This window comes from Segatella copri, assembly GCF_019127135.1.
Lineage (GTDB): Bacteria > Bacteroidota > Bacteroidia > Bacteroidales > Bacteroidaceae > Prevotella.
The window spans coordinates 102,437-120,299 of record NZ_JAHOEA010000003.1 but is presented as its reverse complement, the minus strand read 5'-3'; the positions used below and the strand labels follow the sequence as shown (position 1 = coordinate 120,299).

14 protein-coding genes and 5 tRNA genes are annotated in these 17,863 nt (G+C 42.6%); 18 read left to right on the top strand and 1 reads right to left on the bottom strand.

The annotated features are described in order from the left end of the window. Positions 1-36 precede the first annotated feature (36 nt). Positions 37-1,029: a malate dehydrogenase gene (locus KSW37_RS01715; protein WP_118140326.1), complete on the bottom strand. Its 993-nt coding sequence runs from the start codon at positions 1,027-1,029 to the stop codon at positions 37-39. A gap of 246 nt (positions 1,030-1,275) precedes the next feature. Here KSW37_RS01715 and KSW37_RS01710 point away from each other — a divergent pair, with 246 nt between their 5' ends. The 18 genes from KSW37_RS01710 to rpoC all read left to right on the top strand — a co-directional run bounded on the left by KSW37_RS01710 (position 1,276) and on the right by rpoC (position 17,759). Next, positions 1,276-3,063: an aminopeptidase P family protein gene (locus tag KSW37_RS01710; RefSeq protein WP_217313149.1), complete on the top strand. Its 1,788-nt coding sequence runs from the start codon at positions 1,276-1,278 to the stop codon at positions 3,061-3,063. A gap of 136 nt (positions 3,064-3,199) precedes the next feature. Next, a complete protein-coding gene (rpsU, locus tag KSW37_RS01705) occupies positions 3,200-3,391 on the top strand; it encodes a 30S ribosomal protein S21 (RefSeq protein ID WP_006848852.1) in 192 nt (63 codons plus the stop codon). A gap of 83 nt (positions 3,392-3,474) precedes the next feature. Continuing rightward, the gene (gene xerA, locus KSW37_RS01700; protein ID WP_217313158.1) at positions 3,475-4,356 is read left to right on the top strand and encodes a site-specific tyrosine recombinase/integron integrase; all 882 of its coding nucleotides are present in this window, start codon (positions 3,475-3,477) and stop codon (positions 4,354-4,356) included. Between the two features lie 23 nt (positions 4,357-4,379). Further along, a complete protein-coding gene (gene hpf / locus KSW37_RS01695) occupies positions 4,380-4,679 on the top strand; it encodes a ribosome hibernation-promoting factor, HPF/YfiA family (RefSeq protein ID WP_022122138.1) in 300 nt (99 codons plus the stop codon). A 99-nt stretch (positions 4,680-4,778) separates the two neighbouring features. Continuing rightward, positions 4,779-4,852: transfer RNA gene (locus KSW37_RS01690), tRNA-Thr, on the top strand. A gap of 17 nt (positions 4,853-4,869) precedes the next feature. Then, a tRNA-Tyr gene (locus KSW37_RS01685) sits at positions 4,870-4,951 on the top strand. Positions 4,952-4,964: 13 nt separating this feature from the next. After that, a tRNA-Gly gene (locus tag KSW37_RS01680) sits at positions 4,965-5,037 on the top strand. Between the two features lie 14 nt (positions 5,038-5,051). After that, positions 5,052-5,123: transfer RNA gene (locus KSW37_RS01675), tRNA-Thr, on the top strand. 69 nt (positions 5,124-5,192) lie between these two features. Continuing rightward, positions 5,193-6,389, top strand: coding sequence for an elongation factor Tu (gene tuf, locus KSW37_RS01670; protein ID WP_022122139.1), 1,197 nt, complete (start codon positions 5,193-5,195; stop codon positions 6,387-6,389). A 63-nt stretch (positions 6,390-6,452) separates the two neighbouring features. After that, positions 6,453-6,525 (top strand) — tRNA-Trp (locus tag KSW37_RS01665). Positions 6,526-6,541: 16 nt separating this feature from the next. Next, on the top strand, positions 6,542-6,730 hold the full coding sequence (secE, locus tag KSW37_RS01660; RefSeq protein WP_006848848.1) for a preprotein translocase subunit SecE: 189 nt from the start codon (positions 6,542-6,544) through the stop codon (positions 6,728-6,730). A gap of 12 nt (positions 6,731-6,742) precedes the next feature. Beyond that, a complete protein-coding gene (gene nusG / locus KSW37_RS01655; protein WP_006848847.1) occupies positions 6,743-7,285 on the top strand; it encodes a transcription termination/antitermination protein NusG in 543 nt (180 codons plus the stop codon). A gap of 58 nt (positions 7,286-7,343) precedes the next feature. Beyond that, positions 7,344-7,784 carry a 50S ribosomal protein L11 gene (gene rplK / locus KSW37_RS01650; RefSeq protein ID WP_006848846.1) on the top strand — a complete coding sequence of 147 codons (441 nt, stop codon included), beginning with the start codon at positions 7,344-7,346 and terminating at the stop codon, positions 7,782-7,784. 21 nt (positions 7,785-7,805) lie between these two features. After that, on the top strand, positions 7,806-8,498 hold the full coding sequence (rplA, locus tag KSW37_RS01645) for a 50S ribosomal protein L1 (protein WP_217313148.1): 693 nt from the start codon (positions 7,806-7,808) through the stop codon (positions 8,496-8,498). A gap of 18 nt (positions 8,499-8,516) precedes the next feature. Further along, positions 8,517-9,035 carry a 50S ribosomal protein L10 gene (gene rplJ / locus KSW37_RS01640; RefSeq protein ID WP_217313147.1) on the top strand — a complete coding sequence of 173 codons (519 nt, stop codon included), beginning with the start codon at positions 8,517-8,519 and terminating at the stop codon, positions 9,033-9,035. A gap of 56 nt (positions 9,036-9,091) precedes the next feature. Then, on the top strand, positions 9,092-9,469 hold the full coding sequence (gene rplL, locus KSW37_RS01635) for a 50S ribosomal protein L7/L12 (RefSeq protein ID WP_006848843.1): 378 nt from the start codon (positions 9,092-9,094) through the stop codon (positions 9,467-9,469). Between the two features lie 111 nt (positions 9,470-9,580). Further along, complete coding sequence (rpoB, locus tag KSW37_RS01630; RefSeq protein WP_217313146.1) at positions 9,581-13,393, top strand: DNA-directed RNA polymerase subunit beta; 3,813 nt, start codon at positions 9,581-9,583, stop codon at positions 13,391-13,393. A 31-nt stretch (positions 13,394-13,424) separates the two neighbouring features. Beyond that, the gene (gene rpoC / locus KSW37_RS01625) at positions 13,425-17,759 is read left to right on the top strand and encodes a DNA-directed RNA polymerase subunit beta' (protein WP_217313145.1); all 4,335 of its coding nucleotides are present in this window, start codon (positions 13,425-13,427) and stop codon (positions 17,757-17,759) included. Positions 17,760-17,863 lie beyond the last annotated feature (104 nt).

Below are 17,863 nucleotides of genomic sequence, written 5' to 3'. Positions count from 1 at the left end.
TTATCGAGTTAACTTCTAAAAATCCGAAGCGGAGAATTACAAGTTAGGGTTCATCTCTTTCCACTCAGCTACTGGAGGAACGATGCCGAGCTCTACGATCTCATCGCGCATCTTGCAAAGGTGCTCGTAAGACTTCTGGAGGCTAGCGAGCTCTTCCTCAGTACCTGTAGGCTCTGTGAAGTGAACACCAGTCTTGTCGATAGTAGTAGGCATAGCCATCATTACGTTCTTGAAACCGAGCTTGTCGTGGTTTACATAGCAACCTGCTGGCAATGTGAACTTCTCACCACCCATAGCAGCCTCGATCATCTTAACTGCGTTGTAAGCTGGGCTCTGGAATGAAGAACGGCCGCGGAGCTTGATGATGTTAGAACCACCCTGTACTGTGTGGTGCTTGATCTCTTCCCAACGCTCGTCAGAAAGACCCATCTCTGCCAATGGCTTGCCGTCAACCTTAACCTGAGAAGCAAATACAGCCATCTGCTCGCCGTGACCACCATAAGTGTGAGCGCCAGTAACCTTATCCTGCTGTACACCGAACTCGAGGGCCAAAGCCTGCTGCAGACGAGTAGAATCGAGAGCTGCGAGTGATGTCAACTGGTTTGGCTTCAAACCTGAGTGAATCAATGCTGTCAAAGCTGTAACGTCAGCTGGGTTGAAGATAACAACTACGTGCTCAACCTCTGGGCAGTACTTCTTGATGTTGTCACCAAATTCTGCAGCAATCTTGCAGTTACCCTTAAGAAGATCCTCACGAGTCATACCCTCCTTACGAGGAGCACCACCAGAAGAAATAATGTATTTAGCACCAGTGAAAGCCTCCTCTGGGTTAACAGTATAAGTTACGTTAACACCTGGGAATGCGCACTGCTGAATCTCATCGAAAACGCCATGTACACCTGGCTCGAAGATATCATAAAGACAGATGTTTGGAGTAAGACCGAGCATCAAAGCGCTCTGAACCATGTTAGAACCGATCATACCGCCTGCACCGACGATAACGAGTTTGTCATTTGTTAAAAAATTCATAACTACAATTTTTATTTAAATGTTTATAATCTTTTTCTCCTGAAAAATAGCGGAATGTATTTGGAATAAAGTTTGTAAAACTCCTTCTTTTTACTTTCCGACCGCAAAATTAATAAAAAGTAATGTAAATCGTGCATATTTTTACGCTTAAATTTGTTGTTAATTCTTAAAAATGTTATCTTTGTAATCTCTAATTAGCAAAATGCATTATTTTGAGATAAGTTAAACATTAAATTGCGTAAAAATATGAATGAAATCGAATTGCGCTTAGCTAGATTGAGGGAGTTGATGAAGCGTGAACATCTTTCTGCTTTCATCTTCCCTAGTACTGATGCTCATCAGAGTGAGTATGTTGCCGACCATTGGCGGGGAAGAGAGTGGATCTCTGGTTTTAATGGGTCGGCTGGTACTGCTGTTGTTACAATGAAATCGGCTGCTTTATGGACTGATTCCCGCTACTTCCTGGCTGCGGAAGAACAGTTGGAAGGTACTGAATATCAGCTGATGAAGCTGAAAATAGAGGGTACGCCTACTATCGCAGAATGGTTGGAAAAAGAGTTGCAGGAGGTGCAGTCTCCAGAGGTTGGACTTGATGGCATGGTCAACTCTTATAATTATGTTAAAGATTTAATCTATTCTCTCCGTAAGCTAGGTGGAATTACGCTTAGAACTAATTTGGACCCTTTGGCACAGATTTGGGAGAATCGTCCTTCGCTTCCTGCAAATCCTGTAGAAATTCAACCATTGGAATATGCTGGAGAAACGCTAGTCTCTAAGGTGGCCCGTATCCGTAAGTCCTTGAGAGAACTTCATGCAGATGGCATGCTCGTTTCTGCTTTGGATGATATTGCTTGGACTTTGAATCTTCGTGGTACAGATGTTCATTGCAATCCTGTATTTGTAAGTTATTTGTTGATTGAGAGCGGTAAAGTTTCGCTTTTCGTGGATGATAATAAATTATCTCCTGAAGTAAAACAGTATCTTCAAGACAATCAGGTTTCTCTCTATAAATATAATAAGGTGGAAAAATGCCTTGAATCATATTCGGAATATAATATCCTGTTAGATGGAAATGAAACGAGCTATTATCTGTGGAAAGCAGTAAAATGCCAGGAAATAGTTGCTGCAGGTTCTCCTATTCCGGCTATGAAGGCTGTGAAAAATAAAGCAGAAATAGAGGGCTACCATAGTGCGATGCTTAAAGATGGGGTTGCTATGGTTAAGTTCTTGAAGTGGCTGAAACCTGCTGTTGAGGCTGGCGGACAAACAGAAATTTCCATTGATGAGAAATTAACTTCGCTGCGTGCAGAACAGAAACTGTTCAGAGATATTTCTTTTGATACGATTGCCGGCTATGCGCAGCATGGAGCAATTGTTCATTATGAGGCTACTCCTGAAACAGATGTCGTTCTGAAACCGGAAGGTTTGATTCTGATAGACTCTGGAGCTCAATACCAGGATGGTACTACTGATATCACCCGTACCATTGCTTTGGGACCTGTATCTCAAGAGATGAAGCATGTTTATACCTTGGTTCTGAAAGCGCATATTCAGTTGGAATTGGTTAAATTTCCCGACGGAGCATCTGGAACACAATTGGATGCTGTAGGAAGAGAGTGTATGTGGCGTGAAGGATATAATTTCTTGCATGGTACAGGACATGGAGTAGGTTCGTATCTCTGTGTGCACGAAGGCCCTCATCAAATTAGAATGGAATGGATGCCTACACCTTTGAGAGCTGGAATGACCTTGACGGATGAGCCGGGTTTGTATTTGGCAGGTAAGTTCGGCGTGAGAATAGAAAATACGGTGCTGATTTCAGACTACTTGTCTACAGAGTTCGGTAAATTCCTGCAGATAGAGCCTCTTACACTTTGCCCTATAGATACAACTCCTATAGATGTTGATATGTTGTTGCCTGAAGAGATTGATTGGCTCAATGATTATCATCAGCTGGTTTATGAAAAATTGTCTCCTTTCCTTAATGAAGAGGAGAAAATATGGCTTGAAAACGCTACAAAACCCATAAAATGAACATTTTAGAGTAAAAAGTTGAAGAAAAACTTGGTAGTTTGATAAAATAGATGTAATTTTGCACCCGCAAATTGTGGCATTGCCATATTTCGCATTGAATAACATAAGTTTAACATAATTAATTAAAAGCAAAAAAATGATTATTGTACCAGTTAAAGACGGTGAGAACATCGAGAGAGCTCTCAAGAAGTTTAAGAGAAAATTCGAAAAGACAGGTGTTGTTAAGGAGCTTCGTGCTCGTCAGCAGTATGACAAGCCTTCTGTTTTGAAGCGTCTCAAGATGGAACACGCCATCTACGTACAGCAGTTGCGTGCAAACGAGGAATAAAAGTAAAAAATCCTCAAAAAATTTGGTAGTTTAAAATAATTTTCGTAACTTCGTTGCCGAAATGAAAAAGGTACGACGTTATGTTGAGTATAGATAAGTTCTTGGAATATTTGCGCTCTGAACTGAACAGGTCGCAGAGGACGGTAGAAAACTATCGCGAAGATTTGAAACTCTTTGAGCAATATGCTAGGAACTTGTCTGAATCCTTCACTTGGGAATCTGTTGATTCTGATATGATTCGCAACTGGATGGAGCATATGATAGATGCAGGTAATAAAGCAACCTCGGTTAATCGTCGGTTGAGTGCTTTGAAAATGTTCTATCGGTTTGCTTTAGTCAGACATTATGTGAAGTCGGATCCTGCTCATAGTCTCAAAGGGCCTAAGGAAAGTAAACCGCTGCCTCAATTCTTGAAAGAAAATGAGATGGATGAGTTGCTTGACAGGAAAATGTGGGGCGATGATTATAATAATGTACGCGCACGTACTATTATAATATTGTTCTATGAGACGGGGATGCGATTGTCGGAGTTGATAGGACTTGATGTTGACGATGTGAGCTTTATCAAAAAAGAGATAAAGATTACGGGTAAGGGAAATAAACAGCGTATAGTTCCTTTTGGTGACGAGCTTAAAAATGCTCTTTCAGAATATTTGGCTCTAAGAGTACAAAGGGTGAAGGTTAGGTCTGGAGCTCTTTTGCTTGCGGATAGAGGCGGACGGATGAGTCCGGTTCAAGTCAGAGAAATCGTGAAGGAGAACCTCGCAAGGGTTTGCTCGTTGAAAAAGAAAAGTCCGCACGTGTTGAGACATACGTTTGCTACAGCGATGTTGAATCATGGTGCTGGAATTGAAAGTTTGAAAAGACTGTTAGGACATGCGAAACTCTCGACGACCGAGATTTATACGCATACAACGTTTGAACAGTTGAAACGAGTTTATATTGAAGCCCATCCACGGGCGTAACCTTTTAAAAAATGGAGGTAACTATGGAAATTAAGATTCAGTCGATTCACTTCGACGCTACCGAGAAGTTACAGGCGTTTATCGAAAAGAAAGTCGCCAAGTTAGAAAAAACTTTTGAAGATATACAGAAAGTAGAGGTGCAATTAAAGGTCGTGAAGCCTGCTACTGCCTTGAATAAGGAAGTTCATCTGGAAGTTGCTGTCCCTGGAACCAAGTTGTTCGTGGAAAAGACATGTGACACTTTTGAGGAAGGAATTGACCAGGCAGTGGACTCAATGAAGGTTCAATTGACCAAATTTAAAGAAAAATCAAGGAATCGATAAAAAAAACTCGAAAAAATTTTGTTGATTCAAAAAATAGTTGTATCTTTGCAGCCGTTTTCCGATAGATGGAAATTTAGCCGTATTGCGGCTGCAAAGATTGCCTCTTTAGCTCAGTTGGCCAGAGCACGTGATTTGTAATCTCGGGGTCGTTGGTTCGAATCCGACAAGAGGCTCAGAAAAAGAAAAGTTTGGGTAGTTACCAGAGTGGCCAAATGGGGCAGACTGTAAATCTGCTGGCTATGCCTTCGGTGGTTCGAATCCATCACTACCCACTTTCTTTGATAAGCGGAAATAGCTCAGTTGATAGAGCACTAGCCTTCCAAGCTGGGGGTCGCGGGTTTGAGCCCCGTTTTCCGCTCAATTTATTAACTTGCTGTAATAGCTCAGTGGTAGAGCACTTCCTTGGTAAGGAAGAGGTCCTGAGTTCAACTCTCAGTTACAGCTCTATCGTTCTAGATGCTTTAGGATGGTAGAGGAACAGATTATTCATTTATATAAATAAAAAGAAAAGCTATGGCTAAAGAAGAATTCGTGCGTACCAAACCGCATGTTAACATTGGTACAATTGGTCATGTTGACCATGGTAAGACTACTCTGACCGCTGCTATCTCTAAGGTATTGAACGAGAAGCTCGGTACATCTGAGGCAGTTAAGTCATTCGATCAGATTGATAATGCTCCTGAGGAGAAAGAGCGTGGTATCACTATCAACTCTGCTCACATCGAGTATGAGACAGCAAAGCGTCACTATGCACACGTTGACTGTCCGGGACACGCTGACTATGTAAAGAACATGGTTACTGGTGCTGCTCAGATGGATGGTGCAATCTTGGTTTGTGCTGCTACTGATGGTCCTATGCCACAGACACGTGAGCACGTACTTCTTGCACGTCAGGTAAACGTACCTCGCTTGGTTGTTTTCTTGAACAAGTGCGATATGGTTGATGATGAGGAGATGCTTGAGCTCGTTGAGATGGAGCTTCGCGAAATCCTCGAGCAGTATGGTTACGAGGAGGATACTCCAATTGTACGTGGTTCTGCTCTCGGTGCTTTGAATGGTGTTGAGAAGTGGGTTAAGTCTGTTGAGACTTTGATGGATACAGTTGATGAGTGGATTCAGGAGCCAGAGCGCGAGATTGATAAGCCATTCTTGATGCCTATCGAGGATGTATTCTCAATTACAGGTCGTGGTACTGTTGCTACAGGTCGTATTGAGACAGGTCGTTGCAAGGTAGGTGACGAAGTTCAGTTGCTCGGTCTTGGTGAGGACAAGAAGTCAGTTATTACTGGTGTTGAGATGTTCCGTAAGATTCTTGCTGAGGGTGAAGCTGGTGATAACGTAGGTTTGCTTCTCCGTGGTATCGATAAGGCTGAGGTTAAGCGTGGTATGGTAGTTGTACACCCAGGTGCTATTACTCCTCACGATCACTTCAAGGCTTCTATCTATGTATTGAAGAAGGAAGAGGGTGGCCGTCATACTCCATTCGGTAACAAGTATCGTCCTCAGTTCTATCTCCGTACTATGGACTGTACAGGTGAAATCAAGCTTCCAGAGGGAGTTGAGATGGTAATGCCTGGTGATAACGTAGAGATTGAGGTAGAGTTGATCTACAAGGTTGCTTTGAACGAGGGTCTTCGTTTCGCTATCCGTGAGGGTGGTCGTACAGTAGGTTCTGGTCAGATTACAACAATTCTCGACGATATCAAGTAATTTAGATTTATCTAATTTGCTATATATATCAGACTCCCCTCCTAAGGGAGTGGGAGTCTTTCTACGGGTTTAGCTCAGTTGGTAGAGCACTGGTCTCCAAAACCAGGTGTCGAGGGTTCGAGCCCTTCAACCCGTGCTAAATAGAAGATAATATGAATAAAATAGTAAATTATTGCAAGGCATGTTACGATGAACTTGCGCATAAGACTACTTGGCCATCACGTGCCGAACTTACTCATAGTGCAATGGTTGTATTATCTGCTTCCCTAGTCATTGCACTTGTTGTGTTCGCGATGGATTCTATTTTCAAAGCCTTTATGGGTGTAGTTTATCCAGGTTAATTTTTTAAGGAAATGGCAGACGCAGGAAATAAATGGTATGTGCTTAAAGCCGTAAGTGGCAAGGAAGCCAAGGTGAAAGAATACATCGAAGCTGAAATGAAGCACAATGACTTACTAGCAGCAAATGTTTCTCAGGTGTTGATACCAGTTGAGAAGCATGCAACTGTGCGTAATGGAAAGAGAGTTGTTAAAGAAAAAGTTTCTCTTCCAGGTTATGTTTTTGTGGAGGCCAAACTGAAGGGCGATGTAGCGCATACGTTGCGTTTCCTCCCTAATGTTTTGGGTTTCCTTGGAGGTTTGGATGAACCAACACCAGTTCCACAGCGCGATATCAATCGTATGCTGGGTTCTGCAGAGGAGACTGAGTTCGAGGAGAATCTTGATTGTCCTTACTTGGTTAATGATACCGTTAAGGTTATGGAAGGTCCATTCAGTGGTTTCAGCGGAATCGTTGAAGAGGTTAATGCTGAAAAGCATAAGCTGAAAGTTACGGTTAAGATCTTCGGACGTAAAACTCCGTTGGAATTAGGTTTTATGCAAGTAGAAAAGGAATAGTATTCTGTTACGAGATTGTTATTCCTTATAAGTTTCAATTTTAAATATTAACAAAGAAATGGCTAAAGAAGTTGCTGGATTAATCAAATTACAGATTAAAGGTGGCGCTGCGAATCCTTCACCTCCAGTAGGACCTGCATTGGGTTCTAAGGGTATTAATATTATGGGATTCTGCAAGGAATTCAACGCCCGTACCCAGGACAAAGCAGGTAAAGTGTTGCCAGTAGTTATTACTTATTATACTGACAAGTCTTTTGATTTTATTATCAAGACTCCACCTGCTGCAGTTCAATTGAAAGAGGCTGCCAAAATCAAGTCAGGTTCTGCACAGCCTAATCGTCAGAAGGTTGCTTCTCTTACTTGGGATCAGGTAAAGGTAATCGCTGAGGATAAGATGAAGGACTTGAACTGCTTTACTGTAGAATCAGCTATGAAGCTCATCGCTGGTACTGCAAGAAGTATGGGTATTACTGTAAAAGGGGACTTCCCTGGTAAATAATTTAAAACTTCAATTAGAAAAATGAGTAAACTGACAAAAAATCAAAAATCAGTAGCTGATAAGGTTGAAGCAGGGAAGGCATACACATTGAAGGAGGCTTCAGAGTTGGTAAAGGAAATTACAACTACCAAATTTGATGCATCTCTTGATATTGATGTACGCTTAGGTGTTGATCCACGTAAGGCTAACCAGATGGTTCGTGGCGTTGTTTCATTGCCAAACGGAACAGGTAAGGTTACTCGCGTGCTCGCACTCTGTACTCCTGATCAGGAAGCTGCTGCTAAGGAAGCAGGTGCTGATTATGTAGGTCTTGACGAATACGTTGAGAAGATTAAGGGTGGTTGGACAGATATTGATGTCATCATCACAATGCCTTCTTGCATGGGTAAGATTGGTCCTTTGGGTCGTGTACTCGGTCCTCGTGGTTTGATGCCTAACCCTAAGAGTGGCACTGTAACTATGGATGTTGCTAAGGCAGTAAAGGAAGTTAAGCAAGGTAAGATTGACTTTAAGGTTGATAAGGCTGGTATTATCCACACTTCAATCGGTAAGGTTGGCATGACACCTGAGCAGATTTATGGAAATGCTAAGGAGTTCATCAACACAGTTATCAAGTTGAAGCCTGCTGCTGCTAAAGGTACATATATCAAGAGTATCTTTATTTCTAGCACTATGAGTAAGGGTATCAAGATTGATCCTAAATCAGTTGAATAACTCTAAAAGTTTTGTAAAATGAAGAAAGAAGTTAAAGATACTATTATCGCTGAACTTGGACAGAAGTTGCAGGAGTTTCCTCATTTCTATCTTGTAGATGTTACAGGATTGAATGCAGAGAAGACAAGCGCACTCCGTCGTAAGTGCTTCCAGAGCGAGATTAAGATGGTTGTTGTTAAGAATTCCTTGCTTCACAAGGCGTTCGAGGCTTCAGATATCGATTTCTCTGAGCTCTATGGCTACTTGAAGGGTACTACTGCTGTAATGTTTGCTAATACAGCTAATGTACCAGCTAAGTTGTTGAAGGAATATGACAAGGAAGATGTTCCAACATTGAAGGCTGCTTATGCAGAGGAAAGCTTCTATGTTGGCGCTGATAAACTTGCTGAACTTTCAGCTCTCAAGAGCAAGAACGAAGTTATCGCAGAGATTGTTGCTTTGCTCCAGTCACCTGCAAAGAACGTTGTTTCAGCTCTTCAATCAGGAAGCAACACTATTCATGGTGTGCTTAAGACATTGGGCGAGCGTCCTGAGTAATCAATCACAATGTTATCATTAATTATAGTATAAACAAAAATAAAATTTAGAATAAAATGGCAGATATCAAAGCTATTGCAGAAGAGTTAGTAAATCTTACTGTTAAGGAAGTTAATGAGTTGGCAACAGTCCTCAAGGACGAGTATGGTATTGAGCCTGCTGCTGCAGCTGTAGCTGTAGCTGCTGGTCCTGCTGCTGGTGGTGCAGCTGCAGCTGAGGAGAAGTCTACATTCGACGTAGTCCTCGCTGAGGTTGGTGGCGCTAAGCTCCAGGTTGTAAAGGCTGTTAAGGAGGCTTGTGGTCTCGGTTTGAAAGAGGCTAAGGATCTCGTAGACGGTGCTCCTTCTACAATCAAGGAAGGTGTAGCTAAGGACGAGGCTGAGAACCTTAAGAAGGCTATCGAAGAGGCTGGTGCTAAGGTAGAGCTCAAGTAATTAGAGTAATACATTTTTTTATATAAATGGTTAGGATTCTCCAAGTAGGTGAGTCCTAACCTTTTTGTGTCTTTTATTATATTATTAATAAAACCCATTTAATAACTTCTAATGGCTACAAAAATTGTTGATAACAGAGTAAATTTTGCCAGCGTGCATAATCCGTATCCATATCCGGATTTCCTCGATGTGCAGTTAAAGTCTTTCAAGGACTTCTTACAGTTGGATACTCCGCCTGAGGAACGCAAGAATGACGGTTTGTATAAGGTGTTCTCTGAGAACTTCCCTATTACCGATACACGTAACAATTTCGTTCTTGAGTTCTTGGATTACTATATTGACCCTCCTCGCTATTCTATTGATGAGTGTCTGGAGCGTGGTCTTACATATAGCGTACCTTTGAAGGCTAAGATGAAACTGTATTGTACAGATCCTGAACATGAAGATTTCGGTACATTTATCCAGGATGTGTTCCTTGGTACTATTCCATATATGACCGATAACGGTACATTCGTTATTAATGGTGCTGAGCGTGTTGTTGTTTCTCAGCTTCACCGTTCTCCTGGTGTTTTCTTTAGCCAGGGTGTTCATGCTAACGGTACCATGCTTTATTCTGCTCGTATTATTCCTTTTAAGGGAAGTTGGATTGAATTTGCTACTGACATTAACAATGTAATGTATGCATATATCGATCGTAAGAAGAAGTTGCCAGTAACCACATTGTTGCGTGCTATTGGTTACGAACAGGATAAGGATATTCTTCAGATTTTTGATCTCGCTGAGGAGGTGAAGGTTAACAAGAAGAATATGAAGGCTGCTATTGGTCGTAAGCTTGCTGCTCGTGTTTTGAAGAGTTGGAATGAAGACTTCGTTGATGAGGATACTGGTGAAGTAGTATCTATCGAGCGTAATGAAGTAATCATGGAGCGTGAGACTGAACTTACTGCTGATAATATTGAGGAGATTGTTGAGAGTGGAGCGCAAACTGTTCTTCTTCACAAGGATGAGGAAGCTGCTAACAAGTTTACTATTATCTTCAACACTTTGGCAAAGGATCCAAGTAACTCTGAGAAGGAAGCTGTTAACTATATCTATCGTCAGTTGCGTAATGCTGATCCAGCTGATGATGCTAGTGCACGTGAGGTTTTCCAGAATCTGTTCTTCTCGGATAAGCGTTATGATCTTGGTGAAGTAGGCCGTTATCGTATTAATAAGAAACTGAACCTTGATACTGACATTGATGTACGTGTATTGACTAAAGAAGATATTATTGAGATTATTAAATATCTTATTCAGTTGATCAACTCTAGTGCAACTGTTGATGATATCGACCACTTGTCTAATCGTCGTGTTCGTACAGTAGGTGAGCAGTTGGCTAACCAGTTCTCAATTGGTTTGGCTCGTATGACTCGTACTATCCGTGAGCGTATGAATGTTCGCGACAATGAGGTGTTTACTCCAACAGATTTGATTAATGCCAAGACTATCTCTAGCGTTATCAACTCTTTCTTTGGTACTAACCCATTGTCACAGTTCATGGACCAGACTAATCCTCTGGCTGAGGTAACCCATAAGCGTCGTCTTTCTGCCTTAGGTCCTGGTGGTTTGTCTCGTGAACGTGCCGGTTTCGAGGTACGTGACGTACATTATACACACTATGGTCGTCTTTGCCCTATTGAGAGTCCTGAAGGTCCAAACATCGGTTTGATTTCTTCTCTCTGTATGTATGCAAAGATAAACGATCTTGGTTTTATTGTAACTCCTTATCGTAAGGTGAATGATAGCAAGGTCGATATGGCTAATGAGGATGTTGTATACTTGACTGCTGAAGATGAAGAGTCTAAGATTATCGGTCAGGGTAATGCTCCTTTAACTGTTGATGGTTCTTTCATTCGCGATGTAGTAAAGTGTCGTCAGGATGCAGATTATCCAGTTGTTGGTCCAGACCAAGTTGACTATGTTGACGTTTCTCCACAGCAGATTGCTTCTGTATCCGCTGGTTTGATTCCTTTCTTGGAGCATGATGATGGTCACCGTGCGTTGATGGGATGTAATATGATGCGTCAGGCTGTTCCATTGCTTCATAATGATGCTCCAATCGTAGGTACTGGTCTTGAGAAGCAAGTTTGTGAGGATTCACGTACTATGGTTACTGCAGAAGGTGAGGGTGTTATCGAATATGTTGATGCTACAACTATCCGTATCCTTTACGATCGCACAGAAGACGATGAGTTCGTAAGCTTCGAACCTGCTTTGAAGGAGTATCGTATTCCTAAGTTCCGTCGTACAAACCAGAATATGACCATCGACTTGCGTCCTATCTGTAATAAGGGACAGCGTGTAAAGAAGGGTGATATCCTGACAGAGGGTTATGCAACAGAAAACGGTGAGTTGGCTTTGGGTCGTAACTTGCTTGTTGCTTATATTCCTTGGAAGGGTTACAACTATGAGGATGCTGTCGTTATTTCTGAACGTATGGTTCGTGATGACGTATTGACATCAGTACATGTTGACGAATACTCTCTTGATGTGCGTGAAACTAAGCGTGGCGTAGAGGAATTCACATCTGATATCCCTAATGTCAGCGAGGAAGCTACAAAGGATCTTGACGATAATGGTATTGTGCGTGTTGGCGCAAGAATTGAGCCAGGTGATATCATGATTGGTAAGATTTCGCCTAAGGGTGAAAGTGATCCTTCACCAGAAGAGAAGTTGCTTCGTGCTATCTTTGGTGATAAGGCTGGTGATGTGAAGGATTCTTCATTGAAGGCAAATCCATCATTGAGCGGTGTAGTTATTGACAAGAAGTTGTTCTCTCGTGCTATCAAGACCCGTGAGTCAAAGAAGCAGGATAAGATTATTCTTGCTAAGATTGATGAGGAGTATGAGGCAAAGGGTGATGACTTGAAGGATATCCTCGTAGACAAGTTGCTTACTCTTACAGAAGGTATGACTTCTGAGGGTGTTAAGGATTATACAGGTGCTGAGATTATTACCAAGGGCAGTACCTTTACTGCTACAGCCTTGAAGAATTTGGAGTATGATGGTGTTCAGTCTAATAAGTGGACTAAGGATGAGCATACCAATGGCTTGATTCAGAGACTTATTATGAACTATATCCGTAAGTATAAGCAACTTGATGCTGAATTAAAGCGCCGTAAGTTTGCTATTACTATTGGTGATGAACTTCCATCAGGTATTCTTCAGATGGCTAAGGTATATATTGCAAAGAAGCGTAAGATTCAGGTTGGTGATAAACTTGCCGGTCGTCATGGTAATAAGGGTATTGTGTCTAAGGTCGTTCGTTTGGAGGATATGCCATTTATGGCTGACGGTCGTCCTGTTGATATGGTATTGAACCCATTGGGTGTGCCTTCTCGTATGAACCTTGGTCAGATCTTTGAGTGTATCTTGGGTGCTGCAGGTAAAAAGTTGGGTGTAAAGTTTGCTACTCCTATCTTTGATGGTGCTAAATTGGATGATCTCTCTGAATGGACAGACAAGGCAGGCTTGCCACGTTTCTGTTCTACTTACCTTTATGATGGTGAGACTGGAGAGCAGTTTGACCAGCCAGCTACTGTTGGTATGACTTACTTCTTGAAGTTAGGTCATATGGTTGAGGATAAGATGCACGCTCGTTCTATCGGTCCATACTCTTTGATTACGCAGCAGCCACTTGGTGGTAAAGCACAGTTTGGTGGTCAGCGATTCGGAGAGATGGAGGTCTGGGCTATCGAGGCATTCGGTGCAAGCCACGTTTTGCAGGAGATTCTGACTGTTAAGTCAGATGATGTTGTTGGACGTAGCAAGGCATACGAAGCAATCGTAAAGGGTGATCCAATGCCAACTCCTGGTATTCCTGAGTCACTTAACGTATTGCTCCATGAGCTTCGTGGCCTTGGTTTGAGCATCAAACTTGATTAATTTTGAGAACCCCTAATTTATATATAGAAACATGGCTTTCAAAAAAGATACAAAGGTAAAGAATAATTTTACGAAGATTACCATCGGTCTCGCTTCGCCAGAGGAGATCTTGGAAAATTCGTATGGTGAGGTTACTAAACCAGAAACCATTAATTATCGTACATATAAGCCGGAGCGTGATGGCTTGTTCTGTGAGCGTATTTTTGGTCCTACTAAGGACTATGAATGCGCCTGCGGCAAGTACAAACGTATCCGTTATAAGGGAATTGTCTGCGACCGATGCGGTGTAGAGGTTACAGAGAAGAAAGTTCGTCGTGAACGCTCTGGTCATATTGAACTTGTCGTACCTGTTGCTCATATTTGGTATTTCCGTTCTCTTCCAAATAAGATTGGTTACCTTTTGGGTATGCCGACTAAGAAACTTGATGCTGTCATTTACTACGAGAAGTATGTAGTTATCCAGCCTGGTATTCTTGAGGGAAAGACTGATGCTGATGGTCTTGAATTGAACGGTTCTCACAAACTTGATCTCTTGTCAGAAGATGAATATATGGCTCTTCTTGACCAGTATGATCCTAATGGTGACAATGAACTTTTGGACGATACGGATCCTAATAAGTTTATAGCAAAAATGGGTGCTGAAGCAATTTATCAGTTGCTTCAGAATGTAGACCTTGATTCTCTGTCATACGAACTCCGCGATCGTGCAAATAACGATTCAAGTCAGCAGCGTAAAACTGAGGCTTTGAAGCGTCTGCAAGTTGTAGAAGGTTTCCGCGCTAGTAAAGGTATAAATAAGCCAGAGTGGATGATCATGAAGATTATTCCTGTTACTCCACCTGAACTTCGTCCGTTGGTACCATTGGATGGTGGCCGTTTTGCAACATCAGATTTGAATGACCTCTATCGTCGTGTGATTATCCGTAACAACCGTTTGAAGAGATTGGTTGAGATCAAGGCTCCTGAGGTTATCCTCCGTAACGAAAAGCGTATGTTGCAAGAGGCTGTTGACAGCTTGTTCGACAACTCACGCAAGAGCTCTGCTGTAAAGAGTGAGAGCAATCGTCCTTTGAAATCACTCTCTGACTCCTTGAAGGGTAAGCAGGGTCGTTTCCGTCAGAACTTGCTGGGTAAGCGTGTTGACTATTCTGCACGTTCTGTAATCGTTGTAGGTCCTGAGTTGAAGATGGGTGAGTGTGGTCTTCCAAAACTCATGGCTGCAGAGCTTTACAAACCATTCATCATTCGTAAATTGATTGAGCGTGGTATCGTTAAGACTGTTAAGAGTGCTAAGAAGATTGTTGATCGTCGCGAACCTGTTATCTGGGATATTCTTGAGAATGTGATGAAGGGTCATCCGGTTATGCTGAACCGTGCTCCTACACTTCACCGTCTTGGTATTCAGGCATTCCAGCCTAAGATGATCGAGGGTAAGGCTATTCAGCTGCATCCATTGGCATGTACTGCGTTCAACGCCGACTTCGATGGTGACCAGATGGCTGTTCACCTTCCTTTGAGTAATGAGGCAGTTTTGGAGGCTCAGATTCTGATGCTTCAGAGCCATAATATTCTTAACCCTGCTAATGGTGCGCCTATCACCGTTCCTTCTCAGGATATGGTGCTTGGTCTTTACTATATTACTAAGATTCGTCCAGGTGCAAAGGGTGAGGGCTTGACATTCTATGGTCCTGAAGAGGCATTGATAGCTCGTAACGAGGGCCGATGTGATCTTCATGCTTTGATCAAGGTCGTAGTTGACGACTTGGTTGATGGTACAATCCAGAAACGAATGGTAGAAACTTCTGTTGGACGTGTCATCGTTAATGGTATCATTCCTGATGAAGTTGGCTTCTTCAATGATGTGATTTCCAAGAAAACCCTCCGTGGTTTGATTTCTAATGTTATCAAGGCTGTTGGTATGGCTAAGGCTTGTGAATTCCTTGATGGAATCAAGAACTTAGGTTATCGTATGGCTTATGTCGCAGGATTGTCATTCAACCTTGGTGATATTATCATTCCACCAGAGAAGGAAGCTATTGTTGAGCGCGGTCGCAAGGAGGTTGAGGAAATTACCAATAACTATAATATGGGTTTCATCACCAACAAGGAACGATACAACCAGGTTATTGATGCGTGGACTCACGTAAATACAGATTTGGGTAATATCCTGATGAAGGAGATGACCGAAGCTGACCAGGGTTTCAACGCCGTATACATGATGCTTGATTCCGGAGCCCGTGGTTCTAAGGATCAGATTAAACAGTTGTCTGGTATGCGTGGTTTGATGGCTAAGCCTCAGAAGGCAGGTGCAGAGGGTGCGCAGATCATTGAGAACCCTATCCTTTCTAACTTTAAGGAGGGTATGTCTGTATTGGAGTACTTTATCGCTTCTCACGGTGCCCGTAAGGGTCTTGCTGATACCGCTATGAAGACTGCCGATGCCGGTTACTTGACTCGTCGTCTTGTAGACGTTTCTCACGATGTTATCATCACCGAAGAGGATTGTGGTACATTGCGTGGCTTGGTTTGTACAGCTTTAAAGAATGGCGATGAGATTATTTCATCTCTTTATGAGCGTATTCTGGGTCGTGTATCTGTACATGATGTTATTCATCCAACAACTGGTGAACTGATTGTCAAATCAGGTGAAGAAATCACCGAGGCTAAGGCAAAGGCTATAGATGAATCTCCTATCGAGAGTGTTGAAATTCGTTCTGTTCTCACCTGTGAGAGCAAAAAGGGTGTCTGCATGAAGTGCTATGGCCGTAACTTGGCAACAGCCCGTATGGTACAGTTGGGTGAAGCCGTTGGTGTCATCGCTGCTCAAGCTATTGGTGAGCCAGGTACTCAGTTGACTCTCCGTACATTCCACGCCGGTGGTATTGCATCTAACGCTGCTGCCAATGCTAAGATTGCTGCGAAGAATAAGTCTCGTATCGAGTTTGACGAGTTGAGCACAGTACCATTCGTAGAGGAAGACGAGGAAGGCAACGATATCAAGTGCGAAAAGGTAGTAAGCCACTTGGCTGAAATCCGTTTCGTGGATCCTAATACAAACATCGTTCTTGCAACTTTGAATGTTCCTTATGGTTCTTCATTGTATCACAAGGAGGGTGAAATCGTAGAAAAGGATACTGTTATCGCTCGTTGGGATCCATTCAACGCCGTTATCGTCAGCCAGTATGCGGGTACATTGAAGTTCAATGACGTTCAGAAGGATCAGACTTATCGTGCTGAGGTCGATGAGACTACAGGTTTGGAGGAGAAGATTATCACCGATTCCAAGAATAAGGCAATGGTTCCATCTTGTGATGTTATCGATGCTAATGGTGAAATCCTTGGTACATACAACTTCCCTGTAGGTGGTCACTTGGCAGTTGAGGATGGACAGACAATTACTACTGGTGAGGTTTTGGTTAAGATTCCTCGTGCGGTAGGTGGTGCTGGTGATATCACCGGTGGTCTCCCTCGTGTAACAGAGCTTCTTGAGGCTCGTAACCCTTCTAACCCTGCTGTCGTATCAGAAATCGATGGTGAGGTAACTATGGGTAAGGTAAAGCGTGGTAACCGTGAGATCATCGTAACATCTAAGACTGGCGATCAGAAGAAGTATCTTGTATCTCTTTCTAAGCAGATCTTGGTACAGGAACATGATGCTGTACGTGCTGGTACTCCTCTTTCTGATGGTAGTGTAACTCCTGGCGATATTCTCGCCATCATGGGTCCTACAGCAGTACAGGAGTATATTGTTAACCAGATTCAGGACGTTTACCGTCTTCAGGGTGTGGCTATTAATGATAAGCACTTTGAGGTTGTGGTACGCCAGATGATGCGTAAGGTTCGTATTGACGATCCAGGTGATACAACATTCTTGGAGCAAGAGTTGGTCGATAAACTTGATTTTGCAGAAGAGAATGATCGTATCTGGGGTAAGAAGGTCGTTACTGACGGTGGTGATAGTGAAAGTCTCAAACCAGGTCAGATCATTACGGCTCGTAGATTGCGTGATGAGAATTCTGCATTGAAACGTCGCGATTTGAAACTTGTACAGGTTCGCGATGCCGTATCTGCAACTTCTACTCAGATTCTCCAGGGTATTACTCGTGCTGCTCTTGGTACAAAGAGCTTTATGAGTGCTGCATCATTCCAGGAAACTACTAAGGTTTTGAATGAGGCTGCTATCCGTGGTAAGGTTGATTACCTTGAGGGAATGAAGGAGAATGTTATCTGCGGTCACTTGATTCCTGCAGGTACAGGTCTTCGTCAGTGGGATAAGCTTATCGTAGGCTCTAAAGAAGAATATGAGCGTATGCAGGCTAATAAGAAAAATGTGCTCGACTATGCTGATACTCCAATAGGAGAATAATTGTAGAATAGAGTACTATATATAAATAGGTATAATGAGGGTGCGTCATAAGTCTATGGCGCACCCTTTTGTTATCTGCAACTGATGAAAAAAAGAAAAGAATT